Raw genomic sequence first — 16,572 nt, forward strand, 5'->3', positions numbered from 1 at the left:
AAAGGATGCCTCTTCAGGCATCCTTTTTTAATTACAATCCTAGCCCTATTGAAATTTGGTTTGTGTAACTTGTGTAGGCAATTACATGATTGACTTCTACAATTTGCGTTTCAGATAAACCAATCTCTTTCAAAGCTAATACATCTTCTTTATTTACCTGGACCGGTTTTGCAGTTAATTTTAGCGCATACCGTAGCATTCGGGTTAAGGATTCATCGAAATATCCCTCTTCAAAACCAGAGAGCTTTGACAGAATATCTTCATCATCCGTAAGCTCCTCCAATAACTGACCATGACTCTTTGTACAATAATCACACCCATTACGCATAGACACAAACGTAATGAGAGATTCTCTTTGTATTTCTGTCAGAAACGTTTCTTTTACGGCTTGTTGTATAGGAGAAAATGCCTCCAATAATGATGGGCTGTTAGCGATAAGTCTATTAAATAAAGGCATTGGTTGCTCCATATTTTTTAAAGCTTCGTGCTCTCTTATCTCTGTTTGCTTAGCTGGTTTAATCCAAGGCATATGGCAATGCTCCCCTACATAAATTGAAATGGCTCTGTATGAGCTTTTGAAATTATAACTTCAGTTGCTACTTGCTTTTGTTCAAACGCATTCTTTAAGTAATCATAAACAGCCTTCTTCATCACTTTTTCAACATGATGTCCAGGGTCAATGACATTTAACCCCATGCCAAGAGCGTCATGAGCGACATGGAAATAAAGGTCGCCAGTCACAAATACATCTGCTCCTTTGCGTTTCGCTGCAGAAATATATTTATTACCATCCCCGCCCAGGACGGCCACTTTCTTCACTCGTTTATCCTTATCCCCCACAAAACGTAATGAAGGGACATCGAAGGCCTTTTTCACTCGTTCTGCGAATGATTCCAGGGTCATAGCTTCCTCTAGTTCCGCCATCCGCCCAAGGCCTCGTTTTTCACCTTGGAGTTCTAGAGGGTAGATGTCATAAGCAACTTCTTCATATGGATGAGCTTGTTCCATTGATTGAAGAACTTTATTTAAGATCGAACGGGGCACGATGGTTTCCATACGGACCTCTTCGACTTTCTCTAGTTCTCCTCTTGTACCTATGTAAGGATTCGTGCCATCTTCAGGCTTAAAAGCCCCTATACCTGGTGTTTGGAACGTACAATGACTATACTCCCCTATATGCCCTGCTCCGGCATTACCAAGCGCTTCTCGAACCTCCTCTTCATGCGTTTCCGGTACGAAGACGACAAGCTTATAAAGGGACTCTCTTTCTGTTTCAATTAATACATCTTTTACTTTCACACCTAAGGCCTCACACATTGCATCGTTCACACCACCCCATGCTATATCCAAATTGGTATGAGCAGCATAAACCGTAATATCATGCTTGATAAGCTTCTGTACAATACGCCCCTTCTCATGGTCAGGGTTGATCTGCTTTAATGGTTTGAATAGCAAAGGGTGATGGGCAATTATTAAATCTACCCCTTGCTCAATGGCTTCATCAACTACATTTTCTAATACATCGAGGGTAACCATGACCTTATTTACTTTTTTATTTAGTGTACCCACATGTAAACCAATCGGATCTCCATCGAAAGCAAGTTGCTTTGGACTCCATTCCTCGAACCATTTGATAATATCTTGACCAGTGGCTACTTTACTCACTTGCAATCTCCTCCTTAATCCAACTTAATTGAGTTTCGAATTCTCTCACTTTATCTTCATCAGGATTCTTCGCTCGTTCCATCTGACTTAAAACAAACTGTAGTTTATTTGCTTCCCCTTGCCACTTCAAAATAAACGGCGCTGTCTTCTCTTGTCGTAAGAATGGACCAAAGAACAGATCCTTCTCACGTTCCTCACCATAAGGCTTCTCAGGATCACTCGTGCGGTCTCCTACTAACACTTCGTAGATATGTCCATCTTCTTCTAGAATGGTCTCTTCTGTAAGCTCATATCCATTATGTAAGAACCAATTACGAACAACTTGAGCATCTACATTTGGCTGGGCTACAATTCGCTCTACTTTCCCTAACTTCTCCTTCCCTTCTTCTAGAATGGTACGAATTAACTTACCTCCCATCCCTGCTATGGTAACAAGTTCCGCTTCATCTTGTTCTAAAACAGCAAGACCATTGCCCTTTCTCACACTTACTTGCTCGTTTAATTGTTGTTTATCAATATGGCCCTTTGCCGATTGGAAAGGCCCTTCATTGACCTCTCCCGCAATAGCACGGACTAAAGGATTACGTTCACAAACGTAAGCAGGCAAATAAGCATGGTCAGAACCAATGTCTGCAAAAGTGACCCCACTATATATAAATGATGCTACTGCCTTTAGCCTTCTCGATAATTCCGTTTGTTTCATTTCTCTCACCACTTTACTAAAATCTAATATTAGTCTTACCACACCTCAGACAAAAAGTACAAGGGATTTTCGAGTACCCCATCAAATTGTCTCTCTCTTAGGCGAAGTGTGGTTATTCAAGCCTAAGGATAAAATGAGACAATGTTGTATTGCAATCAATCATGAAAGAGGGAAGAAAAAAAAAGAAAAGCTCCCTGCTTATGCAGGAAGCTTTTTCTCATTATTTCTTTTCAGATAGCCATTTCGCGACAGCTTCTGTCTTTTCAGCATTCAAATTCTGCGCTGGCATACCGCCACGGCCATTCTGAATGATCCCCTTGATATCTTCTTTGGAAAGTTTACTTCCTACGGTCTGAAGGTTAGGACCTACCTGACCAGATAAGTCTTGACCATGACACCCTGCACACGTCTGAGAGTAGATGGCTTCAGGATCAGCTGCCCCGGCATCACCACTACCGCCTTCTTCAGCTGTTTTCTCCCCTTCGCCTTCTTTACCTTCCCCCGCTTGATCCATTTGGTTTAATCCCACAAAACCAATAATAATCATAAGGGTTATACCAAGTACAGCAATTAAAGCATAAGGCATAACTGGGTTTCGTTTCATGCTTATTTCCTCCTTATGTAATCCCCATTTCCACGGTTAGGACAAACTACATATATTTTACTTGAAAACGCTACTATAGAAAAGGGAAAAAGATGTTAAATCTAAAAAAAGATAAATAACAACCACATCACAATGCCTATAACACCTGATGCGATTAGGTAAAACACTTTTTTCCAAACACCTAATAAAATCCATAATAAACAGTTAAATAAAATCGTTATATGAAGCAAGCTCACTACTTGAGCACTTTCTTTTACTAAATAAACAGAAATGATCAAGAACAATAATAAGAAAACAATAATGGAAATATGTACATAAATGGAATTTGTCTTTTTAAAATACGAATAACCGACGGCAGTCATAATTAAAAAAATCAAATGTAAACCTGTTTGCATTAGCATGGATATTTCAGTAAAATAAATGACAAGAAATGAAATCGGAAGAAGTGCTAACAGAATCATGACAAGAATCGACGTCAACCATGCCTTTAACGGAAACGCTTTCTTTTCTGACGACGAATCATCTTCTCCTTCCGTATATAAAGCTAGTAAAAAGTCGCAATATTCTTTCGGGAGCAGCTGATGATTTTTCCAGTATCGTATTTCATCTACAACCACTTGTTTACGAGTGTCATCCAATAAGCTTCACCCCTTGAGATTCAAGGATAAAAAATACACAGCCACTGTGCACCTCAGATGGGGTACACAATGACTGAGTGTATAGCATTAAATATACTCTATTCCAAGAAGTCTTTTAATCGTTTGCTACGACTAGGGTGGCGAAGTTTACGAAGTGCTTTCGCTTCAATTTGACGAATACGCTCACGCGTTACGCCAAATACTTTCCCTACTTCTTCAAGTGTGCGAGTACGTCCATCGTCAAGTCCAAAACGTAAACGAAGAACGTTTTCCTCACGGTCTGTTAATGTGTCAAGTACATCTTCCAATTGTTCTTTTAGTAACTCATAAGCTGCGTGGTCGGAAGGAGATGTTGCCTCCTGGTCTTCAATAAAATCACCTAAATGAGAGTCGTCCTCTTCACCAATTGGTGTTTCTAATGAAACGGGCTCTTGAGCAATCTTCAAGATCTCACGTACTTTGTCTGGAGTAAGCTCCATCTCTTCAGCAATTTCTTCAGGAATTGGCTCACGTCCAAGGTCTTGAAGTAATTGACGTTGTACACGGATTAACTTGTTAATCGTCTCCACCATGTGAACCGGAATACGAATTGTACGCGCTTGGTCTGCTATAGCACGAGTGATGGCCTGACGAATCCACCACGTTGCATACGTACTAAATTTGTAACCTTTACGATAATCGAACTTCTCAACAGCTTTAATCAGACCCATGTTTCCTTCTTGAATTAAATCAAGGAACAACATGCCCCGTCCAACATACCGTTTTGCGATACTAACAACTAAACGAAGGTTTGCTTCAGCCAGACGTCGCTTTGCTTCTTCGTCTCCGTTTTCAATTCGCTGGGCTAAGTTAATTTCTTCTTCAGCAGATAATAGGTCCACACGCCCAATTTCTTTTAGATACATACGTACAGGATCATTAATCTTAACACCAGGCGGGACACTTAAGTCGTTTAAATCAAACTCTTCTTCTTTGTCCAATTGCTTCATGCTTGGATCTGCTTCAGAGTCTCCAATAATTTCAACGCCCTGGTCACTTAGATATTCATAAAATTCATCCATGGCTTCTGAATCTAGCTCATAACTGGATAAACGCTCAGCTACTTCTTCATAAGCTAAAATACCACGCTTTTTCCCTAATTCAAGCACCTGTTCCTTCGCTTGTTCTAGGGTTAGCTCATTCTCTGTTGATTTTGAACTTGATGGCTGTTTTTGCTCTGCCATGAGTCCCCCTCCTTCCAAACTTCCTTCTAAACCAAACTATTGGGATCTTAACTGCTTTTTCATCTCAATGATTCTCATCGCAATTTGGGCAGCTTTCACTGGATCATTTTGGCGCTCCGCTTCTTTTTGTTCCAGCTCAAGAGATGAAATGCTTTCCTGCTCACTTCTTTTATTTGAAATGACACGAATATAATCATTGACTTCTGCATCACTGAGATCAGGCTGAAGCTTTAACATAGCAATTTCACTTACTAAACTTTGCAGGGAGGCATCCGGTAATTGTTCTATAAATTGACCCGGATTCGCTTCATACCCTTCTTCATAGTAAGCGTAAAGATATGTCACAATGACTTGATGTTCATTCAAATTAAAAGCTCCACCTATATGTTCTTGGACTTTATAAGACACAGAAGCATCATGCAACATATAATAGATCAATTGCCGCTCAGCATTATGAAATGCTGGAAGCAATTTCTGTTTTTTTCTAGAAGTTTCTTTGTAATTATTAGTATAGCTAGTCTCAGGATTCTTATCCTTATCAAGTCCTTGCTTTTTTCGGCGATTTATGATTTCTTGTTCTAACACTTCTAAAGAAAGGTCATATTCACCTGCAAGCTCTCTAAGATAGTGATCCCGCTCCAGTGGTTTACTGATTTTAGAGATCTCATCTAAAACACGTTCGATGTATTGAATACGATCTCCTTCATTATTCAGATTAAACCCCTGTTTTAAATGGTTGATCATAAAACCTGTATACGTAACAGCAGCTTCTAACACATGCTTTCGAAAGCTTTCACTTCCGTATGACCGTATATAATCATCAGGGTCTGAACCATCTTTCATTTGGGCTACTCGTACATCACAGCCTACTTTCTTTAGTATGGTAGCTGCCTTGTATGATGCATCCTGACCAGCTCGGTCGGCATCATAACATACAATAACCCGCTCCACATAACGACGAATCAGTTTCGCCTGTGGCTCTGTAAGAGCTGTCCCTAATGTGGCTATGCCATGTTTAATACCACCTTGGTACGCAGATATAACATCCATTTGTCCTTCAAATAAGACAACCTCATTTTGCTTTCGTATCTCAGCGCGAGCTAAATCAAAATTATAAAGTAACTTCCCTTTTTGGAATAAATCCGTCTCTGGGCTATTCAAATATTTAGGATCGCCGCCATTTACACTACGTCCACTAAATGCAACTGTCTTTCCTTGATGGTTTCGAATGGGAAAAATGACTCTACCTCTAAAGCGGTCACCGTAATGACCATCTTCTCGATATGAGAGCAAGCCTCCTTTAACCATCGTTTGAGGATGGAAACCTTTATTCTCTAAGAATTTCATTGTAAATTCTTTCGAGTTAGGAGCAAAACCTAACTGAAAAGCATCAATCACTTCATCAGTTAAGCCCCTTTCTACAAGATGTTCATATCCATCTTTACCTTCTTTTGTATGTCTCAACAAATGATGGTACAATTTAGTTAACCATCCATGCGCTTCAAGTAGCGTCTGATTCTCCTGATGCTTTGGATCAGTTTCCTCTCGATCGCTATTTTCTTGGTCTGGCACTTGATGGCCACTTTTATCAGCGAGAATTCGAATGGCTTCCTGAAAAGAAACACCTTCAATCTCCCGAATAAAGGTAAGAACATTCCCACCCTTTCCGCATCCAAAGCAATGAAAAATTTGCTTATCGGAAGAAACGGAAAAAGAAGGAGTTTTCTCATTATGGAATGGACAAAGCCCAAAGTAATTTCGACTCTTCTTTGTCAGTTGCACATATTCACCGACAACGTCAACGATGTCGTTTGAATTGCGAATTTCCTCAATGACACTTTCTGGAATGCGATTAGACATACAATCACCATGTTTACTTTTTATTCTAGAAGAAGTATAAAAACCCTTCAAAATTCGACAAGATTTTTTTGAGAGAACCCTTAAAAAATCTTATTGTGTATAGGACTTAAGGCGATACGCTAAAAGCCCTACCCTAAGAGACCATTAATCATGCTTTCTTTCCCTAGAGATCGATGCTCTCCTACCAGGTCATGTTCGACAAACCCATAAAAGGATGCCGGCTATAGTCAAGTATTCTACATTCCTGTCAGGAATCCTTCTCAAAGAATATAAGTTTTAACTTTCTGAAAAGTCGCTACTTCTATTCAAATGACGGGACATAGCATCCATTCCCCACTATTCCATTATGCAAACCATAGAAACATTTTTTCACAAAATACAATTATAATACAATAAAGATTGAATTACCACGATTTTTTTATAGAATATGAGTATAATTTTACACGAAACTTTCACATCCACATGACAAAACACAGGTGCAGCACCTGTGTTTTATTTTAAGACTTTGAGTGAATTCGATTGAGAATCGTATTAGCTGTTTCTTCAACGGCTTTGTTTGAAACATCAATTACATCACATTGAATGCGGTCCACTACGGAATTAAAATGGCTAAGCTCGTGGTGGATGCGTTCCATATTAGCATAGGTCGCCTGATCATCCAATCCTAATGCTTTCAAGCGCTCTCTGCGAATATCATTAAGCTTTTCTGCACTAATCTTAAGACCTATACATTTTGAAGGATTCACTTTAAAGAGTTCTTCAGGTGGGTCCACCTCTGGAACAATAGGGACATTGGCTACTTTCAAGCGTTTATGTGCTAAGTACTGAGAAAGTGGTGTCTTCGAAGTTCTTGAAACGCCTATTAACACGACATCTGCTTTCAGAATCCCTCTAGGGTCTCTCCCGTCGTCATATTTCACTGCAAATTCAATGGCCTCTACCCTCTTAAAGTAATCTTCATCCAACTTGTGAACTAGCCCTGGTTCTAGGCGCGGCTTCTTTCCATAATGCTTTTCAATTTGGTCTATAAAAGGACCAATAATATCAATAGCGATCACATCATGCTCTTTCGCTTCTTGTAATAAGTACTCTCTAAATTCAGGGATGACTAATGTGAAGCCAATCATTGCTTGATGATCTTTTGCCTGAAGGACAGCCTCTTTTAGAGTGGCTTTATCCTCAATATATGGAATACGTTGAATTTCAAATTCACTGTTATTAAACTGACTAATCGATGCTTTAACAACTAGTTCAGCTGTCTCTCCTACAGAGTCTGATACGACATAAACAATTGGTTTACCCATCCTACTACCTCCTCACGCCTTATATACGTTCATCACGTCCTAGTTCAACTAGTGCTTTCGTTAAGTTCGTTTTCGTTAAACGACCAATAACTTCATAGCCTTCTGCGTCATTCTTAACAACCGGAAGCGCATCAATTTGTTTATCGATTAGCATTTGACCTGCTTCTAGCAATAGGTCTTCTTTATAACAAAGCGTAACATTCGGCATCCTTGTCATTATAATATGAACGGGAATTTCCCGTAAATCTTGATTTCCGATACTTGCACGCAATAAATCCTTACGTGATAACACACCTACTAATTTTGCATGATCATTTACTACAAAAAGGGTTCCGACATCTTCTAGAAACATCGTACAGATTGCGTCGTATACAGAGACGTTTTCATGAACGACAACAGGAATCGATTGAAAGTCTTGAACTTTAAACTTTTTTAGTTTTTCAGTTAATAGTTCTGAGCCAGTTTTGCCAGTATAAAAATACCCTACTCTCGGTCTTGCATCTAAGTATCCCGCCATGGTCAGAATGGCTAAATCCGGTCGCAGGGTTGCTCGTGTCAAACTTAAACGCTCTGCTATATTCTCCCCTGTAATCGGACCGTTTTCTTTAACAATTTCTATAATATGTTCCTGGCGTTGTGTTAAGTCCATCGTTTCACCACCTCTTACTATGTGTCATACTATTTAAAATATTATATCTCATTTTAGCCATAGTTGGAAGAACAGTCCTCTCTTATTTCACCGTTCACTTCAAAATAAGCAACATAAACACCATCATTTTTGTACAACTTCTCCGTCATAAGTGAAAAAACCTCGCCCCCATACCCAATCAAGGTATAAAGACGAGTTTCCTCTTATGTGATCCGTTATGCGCTTTGCAAGAATACTGAACAGTCCTTGAAATGTCAACTATTCCGCTACTCTTTCAGCCAATCTAATTGATTTAAGAACTTCTTCGACTTTAAATAATAGCCACCATAGCGATCATAATATTCGGTTATGATTTGCTTGAGTCGTTCCTTATTTTCTTGTTTTACAGATATATTGCCAACCCTCGTTACGTCTACTCCAAGGCATATTCGTAAAAGTTTCAAGAGGTTTGGTGAGAGACCGTAAGAATGGGGGTCTATGTGTCGGCACCTCGTACACAACGTCCCACCTTCTTGTACAGAAAAAGAAAAAGGCTCTACTTCAGACCCGCAGTTCACACAACGATGAACTTCAGGCGCAAAGCCGCCTTTACGAAACATCTTCATTTCATACATGAACATTAGAATATCTAAATCTTTATCTTCTGTAATCCAAATAAATGTTTGTAACAGCTGTTGAAACAAAAACGGGTCAGGCTTGTTTTGTTCCTGTAGCTTATCAGTCAGTTCTGCCATATAAGAAGCATACGCTGTCTTAACGATATCTTCTCGAATGGCTCGCAAGGAATACAATACCTCTCCTTGCTGCAAGGTCCCCATGTTAGAGCCCATTTGCACCAAGAAGGAAGCATATACAAACGGTTGGGTAATTGCTGTTAATCGACTTTTAGGCTTTTTAGCCCCTCTTGCCATTACAGCAATTTTACCTTTTTCCCGCGTGAACAAGGTGACAATTTTGTTCGTTTCCCCGTAGTCACCTGTTCTGATTACAATCCCCTCTACCTTTTCTAACAATATAACTCACCTATCTTCTTTCTCTACAACTGTCGATCAAATTCTGCATAATCTTCACTGTGTTCTCTAACTGGAGAACCTTCACTATCTGTAGTTTCCATTTCTTTCATTAATAAATAGGTTTCAATGTTTCCTGTTTGACTAAAGACCTTCCATGTAAAGTCGAGCACAAGAAACCCCCACCTTTCTATTGGATTAAGAAAATGTATGATTAATCTTAGATTGACCGTAAACGCCGGCACTCATGTGACTTAATATTTTCCAAATTAATATTCGTCTTCTCTGTAACCATACTCTTGCAAGTGATTTGTACGATTACGCCAGTCTTTTTGAACCTTCACAAAAAGCTCTAAATAAATTTTAGTTCCTAGTAAAGCTTCAATATCTTTACGAGCTCTCTGTCCAATTTCCTTCAACATCGAACCTTGTTTTCCAATAATGATTCCTTTTTGACTAGAGCGTTCAACAATAATGGAAGCTTGCACGTTCAATTTTTCGTTTTCTCGCTCTTCAATTCCCTCAATGACTACCGCAATGGAGTGAGGAACTTCTTCACGAGTTAAATGTAGCGCCTTCTCGCGAATTAACTCACTGATTACAAAGCGCTCTGGGTGGTCTGTAATCATATCTTCCGGATAGAATTGTGGTCCTTCAGGCATCTTCTCAACCATTAACTTCAATAGGTTATCAACGTTATTGCCTTCAAGGGCAGAGATCGGTACAATCTCAGCGAAGTCATACTTTGTTCGATACTCATCAATTAGTTTAATTAATTCGTCCGGGTGAACCTGATCTAATTTATTCACAATCAAGAAGACAGGTTGCTTTACTTTTTGAAGCATATTGATAATAAATTCATCACCACGTCCAAAGCCTTCCTTCGCATTCACCATAAATAATACTAAGTCTACTTCGTTTAAGCTTTGTTCAGCGACATTCACCATAAAGCTGCCTAATTTATGTTTTGGTTTATGGATCCCTGGCGTATCTATAAATACCAATTGGGCGTCATCTTGTGTGTAAACCCCTTGAATTTTGTTACGAGTTGTTTGTGCCTTATCACTCATTATGGCAATCTTCTGGCCAATAACCCGATTCATAAATGTGGATTTTCCTACGTTTGGTCGTCCGATAATGGATATAAATCCTGATTTGAAATCTGATTCCATGTTGTATCCTCCATGCTTTGATGATTATTCCTTAAATCAATCTTGATTTTTTTCTATTTTACTACAAATTCGCCTTCATTTCATGTAATCGACAAAAGCAGTTACGATGTTACAAGAAAACAAAAAGGTTATTGTTTCCCCTTTTGATTTTTAACAATTAACAACAAAAAAGACCCGGAAAAGAGTTCCCAGGTCTTCTTAGAATAGTTTAGGAAGAAATATAATACAAGCAATAATTACAGAAGCTAGCGCGGCAACTAGTACCGCTCCAGCTGATATGTCTTTAATTTCCCCTACCAAGGGGTGATAATTTGGCGATAAGAAATCCATAATTCGCTCAATTACAGAATTAATCATTTCTAAAATAATGACAATAGCCATTATAGTAATGACCGCAACCCACTCCCATGCTACTAAACCAAAAAAAAGACCCGCTAGTATCACAAGAGCTGATACGGACAAATGAATTCTAAAGTTTCGTTCCGTTTTAAGTACGTTCCATAGACCGTTAAAGGCAAAGGAAAAACCGATGAGCTTTTTTTTACTCGTTCCGTTTGAGCCCGAACTCATGTAAAATTTCCTCTTGTCTTGTGAACATTTTCTTTTCATCCTCTTTATTCATGTGGTCATACCCAAGCAGGTGTAAAAACCCATGAAGAGCTAAAAAGCCAAGTTCACGCTCATAAGAATGGTTATATTCCTCAGCCTGTTCCTTTGCTCTGTCTACAGATATAACAATATCTCCAAGAAGAAGTGGCATTTCAGCCCCCATGATTTTCATTTCTCCTTCTCCCTCTTCTTGCATCGCAAACGAAATCACATCCGTCGGTTCATCCTTCTGACGGTAGTTACGGTTAATAATTTGAATTTCGTTATTGTCAACGAACGACACCGATAACTCAGCTTCATCTGTGACATTTTCCTTTTTTGAGGCGAAGTCCAAAATACGCTGGATTAAATCAACATAATTCTCTTCTACTGAGTTTGTTTCATCGTGAAAATCAATGTACATATTTATGCCTCCTTTACGGCCGCTTTTGTTTCTGGATATTGAATTCTTGAATGAAATATACCTTGTAACGTTTCACAAATCGCTGTTTGTATACGCTCTAGGTCTTTTAATGTTAAAGGACTATCGGATAATTGTCCATCCAGAAGACGGTCAATGATAATTGAGTGAACGAGATTTTCAATATCTTCTGGCGAAGGAGATTTCATAGACCTCACAGCAGCTTCTACCGAATCACAAATGCAAACAATGGCTGCTTCACTGGACTGTGGCTTTGGTCCAGGGTAACGAAATAAATCCTCTTGAACATCTTCATCCCCCTGTTTAGCTTTATGATAAAAATATTTCAACAAGGTTGTACCATGATGTTGTTCAGCAATTGCTATAATTTCCTCAGGCATCTTATGTTTCCGTAGCATCTCAGCACCGATATAAGGGTGACTAATAATGATTTCTGCGCTTTTATGAGGCTTTAATTCATCATGGGGATTTTTCATGCCCATCTGATTTTCAATAAAGTACTGAGGTTCTGACGTTTTCCCCAAATCATGATAATAAGCGCCAACCCGAGCGAGTAACCCGTTTGCTCCGACCGCTTCACATGCGGCCTCACTCAAATTGGCCACCATCACACTATGGTGATACGTCCCAGGCGTCTGGGTTAAGATCTTTCGGAGAAGAGGGTGATTCGGGTTAGACAATGTAATGAGCAACGTATCTGATAGCATACCCAAACCGGCTTCGAAAAATGGCAATAACCCAAATGTAAGGACGGATGATAAAAAGGCAGCTAATACAGCATACCCTAGCGTTATGGCTAAGTTTGAAACAGAAATCGGCTCATAAGTCAGCATGACAAAGGCACTAACCAATAGCATATTGACTACCGTAACTCCGAATCCCGTTTTCAGGATAGAGGTCTTATCTTTTACATTATGTAGAAAGATAATCGCAGCTAACTGGGAAAATAGAAAATAAATACCGGCTTCTACATTTAAAGTTCCAGGAATTTGATCATTAAAGAAAATTGTACCAAAAACCGCAAATAAAACACTCGAAAAAACAGCGATTCTCTCATGAATAAGAAGCTTTAATAACATTGCGCCAGCAGCTACAGGCACTGCATAGTATAAATCATCAATTGAAGTCTGAAAGAGACTCCCTACCTTCATCAAAAGAAAGACAAGAATGCTTATAAAGAGAACGGCGAGTACCTTCGGATGATCCAACTGGTCCAGTTCTTTCATTCTTCTTAACTCATAGAAAAGGATACCTAGCGACAAAATAATGACGACGATGAGTCCTGTATAAGGATACCAATTGTTTTTCCCATCGAGTAACCCTACTAACTCTAAGCGTTCGTAGACATCATTAGAGATGGTCTCCCCTTGAAAGACTAACACCTGACCTTGTCTAATCATGACCGGTTCCACATCGTTTGCTGCTTCGTTTTGGGCTTGGATCTTCTTATCCTCATCGATAAATGAATTACGAACCACTAAGAATTCTGTCAGAGATTGGACTGCTTCTTTCAGAGAGGGATCAAAGCTACTAAACTGCAGTTCGTTTAAAACCTCTTTACGGGCTTCTTCCACCCCTTCCTCTCTCACACCTGCACGGAGAACGTCTGTTAAAGCTTTTTGAAGCATTTCTTCAGCCACATTCCTCTGATCAGCAGGTGCTTGCAATAAATGCTTTAAGACCTCTTTATCCACTTGTTTGGTGATATCTTCTGAAAGCATGGATTGAAGTTTAGCCACATCACTCTTTTGTTCCTCTAAAGCTTCCGAATCTTTATCTTTTTCATCATTTTGGCTTTCCACAACCCTAACCGCGTTAAAGATCTCTTCCATGTAATTGATGCGGGTATTGGTGATAAAGTTTCTGATGGTGTAGACATCCTCAACCGATTCCATTGCCTCGTCCCGTTTTTCTTGAGTTCGGTCTTTATCTTCTACATTTACAGGGGAGAGAATGGTATCCTTTGCTGTGTCTAGCCTTTTCACATCATAGGTCTTGGTTTGAACATTTGAAAAAGCAAGCAAAAACATGACCAGAGCCAATATTGCTAAAGATGCCCCCGTGGTAACCCACAAATTCTGAAACACATTTCCCTTGATGAACTGATTCCACCAGTTTCTCACCCAATTCCCCTCCATTATTCTAAACATAGAAAGAAGACCCTTAAAAAAGGGTCTTTCTACTTACTTTTCGTCCTCATAAGCGTCAATAACTCGTTGAACTAATGGGTGACGGACAACGTCTGACTGTTCTAAATAGGAAAAAGCAATTCCTTTAATACCAGACAACCGTTTTTCTGAAGTTTTCAATCCTGATGTAACACCTTTTGGTAGATCGACTTGAGTGATATCGCCCGTTATGACCATTTTTGATCCAAAACCAAGACGAGTGATGAACATTTTCATTTGTTCTGGCGTCGTATTCTGAGCCTCATCTAAAATAACAAAGGCATCGTCTAACGTCCGGCCTCTCATGTACGCTAAAGGAGCAATTTCGATCGTTCCCCTCTCCATAAGCCTTGCCGTGTGTTCTGTACCAAATAAATCATGAAGCGCGTCATATAAAGGCCTTAAGTAAGGATCGACCTTTTCCTTTAAATCTCCTGGTAAAAAGCCGAGGCTTTCCCCCGCTTCGACAGCTGGTCTTGTTAATATGATTCGTTTGACTTCGTTATTCTTTAACGCTTGCACAGCCATTACAACGGCAAGATAGGTCTTCCCAGTACCTGCTGGACCAATTCCAAAGACCAGGTCATGTGTTTTCATACCCGAAACATAGTTCCGTTGCCCTAATGTCTTTACTCGAACCGGTTTCCCTTTTGCATTTCGAATGATCTCGTCTTCAAATAACGTTTCAAACTGTTGAATTTCATTCTTCTTAGCCAGATCGATGGCATAGATAACATCACGTTCAGAGATCGTTAAGCCTTTACGAACGATTTTAAGCAACTCATGAAATACTTGTTCTACTAAAAGAACATGATCTTTATTTCCAGATACACTGACATGTTCGCCTCTCGTAACAATGGATACACTTAATTGAGACTCCATTTGTTTCAGATTGCGATCGCCTGTCCCAAATAAGGCTAACGCTTCATTCGGATTATCTAATTGAATGTCGATTGTACGTAAATCTTCCTGCATGCTTCAGTCTCCTTGAGTGATAGGTTGAGGTTTTGATATATCTTCATGAACTTTGAAATATAGGATTAATTTAACTTTACCATTCTCTTTCTGACGGTGCAAAACTTTTTGGGTGATAATTTTGGAATTTTGTGGGAGGTTCTGTTTTAGTTCCTTTTCTGCTTGCTGAATTCCTATTTTCAGTGCTTGTTCGTCTGTTCTTAACTCCTCATAGAGCTCAGCCTCTGAGATTTCCTTAGAAGAGAAACCAATAGGCAGTTTCCACTTAAAGAAGTAGAACGGTTTGTTGTATTCCTCTTCGTGGATCCTTTTAAACTCAGGTTCTTTAAATCCCCAAACAGGCACCCTAAAACCACCAAGTTGCACACCATAATGGGTTTCTTTTTTACCTGTCGTCACTTCATACTCCACTTGAAGAGGCACAACGACTTCACTTTTATACCACGTTTCTGCAATCACTTCTCCTTCGGCGTGAACCAATGTAGGCTCTTCTTCTCGCCCGATTGCGCCTGAGACTAGCAAATCACCTGACTCCACGTAATCGTTCAGCTCGACGGCTGGTGCTCCTTTTTCAACATACATATCAACGATAATTCCTTTTTTGCGCGCATATAAACTTTGGGGACCCCCTTGTTCAGGTTCCGTTACAATGGTCTTTTCCACACCTTCTAAATGATACGTAGTACCCTTCTCTGTTACTCCTACCCATAACAGTTCAGGCACATCTGCTAACAGCTTCTGTTGCATCTCCCCAGGTGTTTCAATGGTAAATTTCCACGCCCCTCTTTTAATTCCATAGTCTTCTAAATTCTCTTTAATTTTATACTCTACTTCTGGTGTAACGCCTTCGATCTTAATCCCCCATACCATATTAGAGAGAAGAAAAATCGCAATCATTCCTAATAAAAAACCCGCTACAAGTGACCTTCTCTTAAGCAATGAACGCAACATAAACGGAAGACCATGTCTCTTTTTAAAACGGATTTTATAATCCATTTGCTTTCGTAATCGTTTAAGACTCGCCACATCTTCTAATCGTACATTGGCTTCACATGTAAACTCGTCTATTTTTTTCACATTCCAAACTGAAATTCCATTCTCAACGCAGCGGTTGAGAAAGAACTCCGGAAACTTCCCTTCAATCCTTAGTGTCGTGTACCCTGTAAAGAAGACTCCTTGCGTGATTTTCATACGTGCCTCCTAACCTTTAGCCATTTTGATCTATAAATGTGACTTCATGAATGGTTCCCTCAAGCAAAATCTCTTCCGGAAGCATCATCCGAAGCACAAATCCTTTTCCTTTGATTAGCAACTGCCCCTGCTTCAATTTCAAACGCAATTCCTCATCCGAAAAAGAAATTAACCCCTTATGATTCTCCACATATGCATGAATTTGACCAATGGTCGTAATTCTGGGTAGTTCGAGGATGACATCAGTTGGTAAATCAAGTTGTTGCGATAGCCAATTCCCTATACGTTGTTGCCATTTTTTCATTCCAGCGTGCCCCCTCTCACATACATATCTATGAAAAAAGCACGAAATGTATCACTACATTTCGTGCTTTCGGTAA

The 16,572-nt window shown here is 39.5% G+C and carries 18 protein-coding genes; all 18 read right to left on the bottom strand.

Going from position 1 to position 16,572, the window contains the following annotated elements; all coding sequences use genetic code 11:
* Window positions 1-31 precede the first annotated feature (31 nt).
* The 18 genes from LQ226_RS07575 to yqfC all read right to left on the bottom strand — a co-directional run bounded on the left by LQ226_RS07575 (window position 32) and on the right by yqfC (window position 16,496).
* Window positions 32-529 carry a peroxidase-related enzyme gene (locus LQ226_RS07575; protein ID WP_231417227.1) on the bottom strand — a complete coding sequence of 166 codons (498 nt, stop codon included), beginning with the start codon at window positions 527-529 and terminating at the stop codon, window positions 32-34.
* A 14-nt stretch (window positions 530-543) separates the two neighbouring features.
* On the bottom strand, window positions 544-1,665 hold the full coding sequence (locus tag LQ226_RS07580; RefSeq protein ID WP_231417228.1) for a Nif3-like dinuclear metal center hexameric protein: 1,122 nt from the start codon (window positions 1,663-1,665) through the stop codon (window positions 544-546).
* Entirely contained in the window at window positions 1,658-2,368 is a 711-nt protein-coding gene (locus LQ226_RS07585) for a tRNA (adenine(22)-N(1))-methyltransferase (protein WP_231417229.1), read from the bottom strand. The genes LQ226_RS07580 and LQ226_RS07585 overlap by 8 nt, the downstream gene beginning before the upstream one ends.
* A 220-nt stretch (window positions 2,369-2,588) precedes the next feature.
* On the bottom strand, window positions 2,589-2,972 hold the full coding sequence (gene cccA / locus LQ226_RS07590; protein WP_231417230.1) for a cytochrome c550: 384 nt from the start codon (window positions 2,970-2,972) through the stop codon (window positions 2,589-2,591).
* Between the two features lie 101 nt (window positions 2,973-3,073).
* Window positions 3,074-3,610, bottom strand: coding sequence for a hypothetical protein (locus LQ226_RS07595; RefSeq protein WP_231417231.1), 537 nt, complete (start codon window positions 3,608-3,610; stop codon window positions 3,074-3,076).
* Window positions 3,611-3,708: 98 nt separating this feature from the next.
* Window positions 3,709-4,833, bottom strand: a complete 1,125-nt coding sequence (gene rpoD / locus LQ226_RS07600; RefSeq protein WP_188651484.1) for an RNA polymerase sigma factor RpoD — start codon at window positions 4,831-4,833, stop codon at window positions 3,709-3,711.
* Between the two features lie 36 nt (window positions 4,834-4,869).
* Entirely contained in the window at window positions 4,870-6,693 is a 1,824-nt protein-coding gene (gene dnaG / locus LQ226_RS07605; RefSeq protein ID WP_231417232.1) for a DNA primase, read from the bottom strand.
* 497 nt (window positions 6,694-7,190) lie between these two features.
* Window positions 7,191-7,997: a pyruvate, water dikinase regulatory protein gene (locus LQ226_RS07610; protein WP_231417233.1), complete on the bottom strand. Its 807-nt coding sequence runs from the start codon at window positions 7,995-7,997 to the stop codon at window positions 7,191-7,193.
* Between the two features lie 19 nt (window positions 7,998-8,016).
* A complete protein-coding gene (gene ccpN / locus LQ226_RS07615) occupies window positions 8,017-8,646 on the bottom strand; it encodes a transcriptional regulator CcpN (protein WP_231417234.1) in 630 nt (209 codons plus the stop codon).
* A gap of 266 nt (window positions 8,647-8,912) precedes the next feature.
* Window positions 8,913-9,659 (bottom strand): DNA repair protein RecO, encoded by a 747-nt coding sequence (recO, locus tag LQ226_RS07620; protein ID WP_231417235.1) that lies wholly within the window; start codon window positions 9,657-9,659, stop codon window positions 8,913-8,915.
* Between the two features lie 23 nt (window positions 9,660-9,682).
* On the bottom strand, window positions 9,683-9,829 hold the full coding sequence (locus tag LQ226_RS07625) for a YqzL family protein (protein ID WP_231417236.1): 147 nt from the start codon (window positions 9,827-9,829) through the stop codon (window positions 9,683-9,685).
* Window positions 9,830-9,925: 96 nt separating this feature from the next.
* Window positions 9,926-10,828 carry a GTPase Era gene (era, locus tag LQ226_RS07630; RefSeq protein ID WP_231417237.1) on the bottom strand — a complete coding sequence of 301 codons (903 nt, stop codon included), beginning with the start codon at window positions 10,826-10,828 and terminating at the stop codon, window positions 9,926-9,928.
* 198 nt (window positions 10,829-11,026) lie between these two features.
* Window positions 11,027-11,398 carry a diacylglycerol kinase family protein gene (locus LQ226_RS07635; protein WP_231417238.1) on the bottom strand — a complete coding sequence of 124 codons (372 nt, stop codon included), beginning with the start codon at window positions 11,396-11,398 and terminating at the stop codon, window positions 11,027-11,029.
* The gene (ybeY, locus tag LQ226_RS07640; protein WP_231417239.1) at window positions 11,370-11,840 is read right to left on the bottom strand and encodes an rRNA maturation RNase YbeY; all 471 of its coding nucleotides are present in this window, start codon (window positions 11,838-11,840) and stop codon (window positions 11,370-11,372) included. The genes LQ226_RS07635 and ybeY overlap by 29 nt, the downstream gene beginning before the upstream one ends.
* A gap of 2 nt (window positions 11,841-11,842) precedes the next feature.
* A complete protein-coding gene (locus LQ226_RS07645) occupies window positions 11,843-13,981 on the bottom strand; it encodes an HD family phosphohydrolase (RefSeq protein WP_231417240.1) in 2,139 nt (712 codons plus the stop codon).
* A gap of 60 nt (window positions 13,982-14,041) precedes the next feature.
* Complete coding sequence (locus LQ226_RS07650) at window positions 14,042-15,001, bottom strand: PhoH family protein (protein ID WP_231417241.1); 960 nt, start codon at window positions 14,999-15,001, stop codon at window positions 14,042-14,044.
* A 3-nt stretch (window positions 15,002-15,004) separates the two neighbouring features.
* Window positions 15,005-16,192 (bottom strand): sporulation protein YqfD, encoded by a 1,188-nt coding sequence (gene yqfD, locus LQ226_RS07655; protein ID WP_231417242.1) that lies wholly within the window; start codon window positions 16,190-16,192, stop codon window positions 15,005-15,007.
* A gap of 16 nt (window positions 16,193-16,208) precedes the next feature.
* Window positions 16,209-16,496 (bottom strand): sporulation protein YqfC, encoded by a 288-nt coding sequence (gene yqfC, locus LQ226_RS07660; RefSeq protein WP_188651467.1) that lies wholly within the window; start codon window positions 16,494-16,496, stop codon window positions 16,209-16,211.
* Between the last annotated feature and the right edge of the window lie 76 nt (window positions 16,497-16,572).

It is taken from the genome of Pontibacillus sp. HN14 (assembly GCF_021129245.1).
Classification (GTDB): Bacteria; Bacillota; Bacilli; order Bacillales; family BH030062; genus Pontibacillus.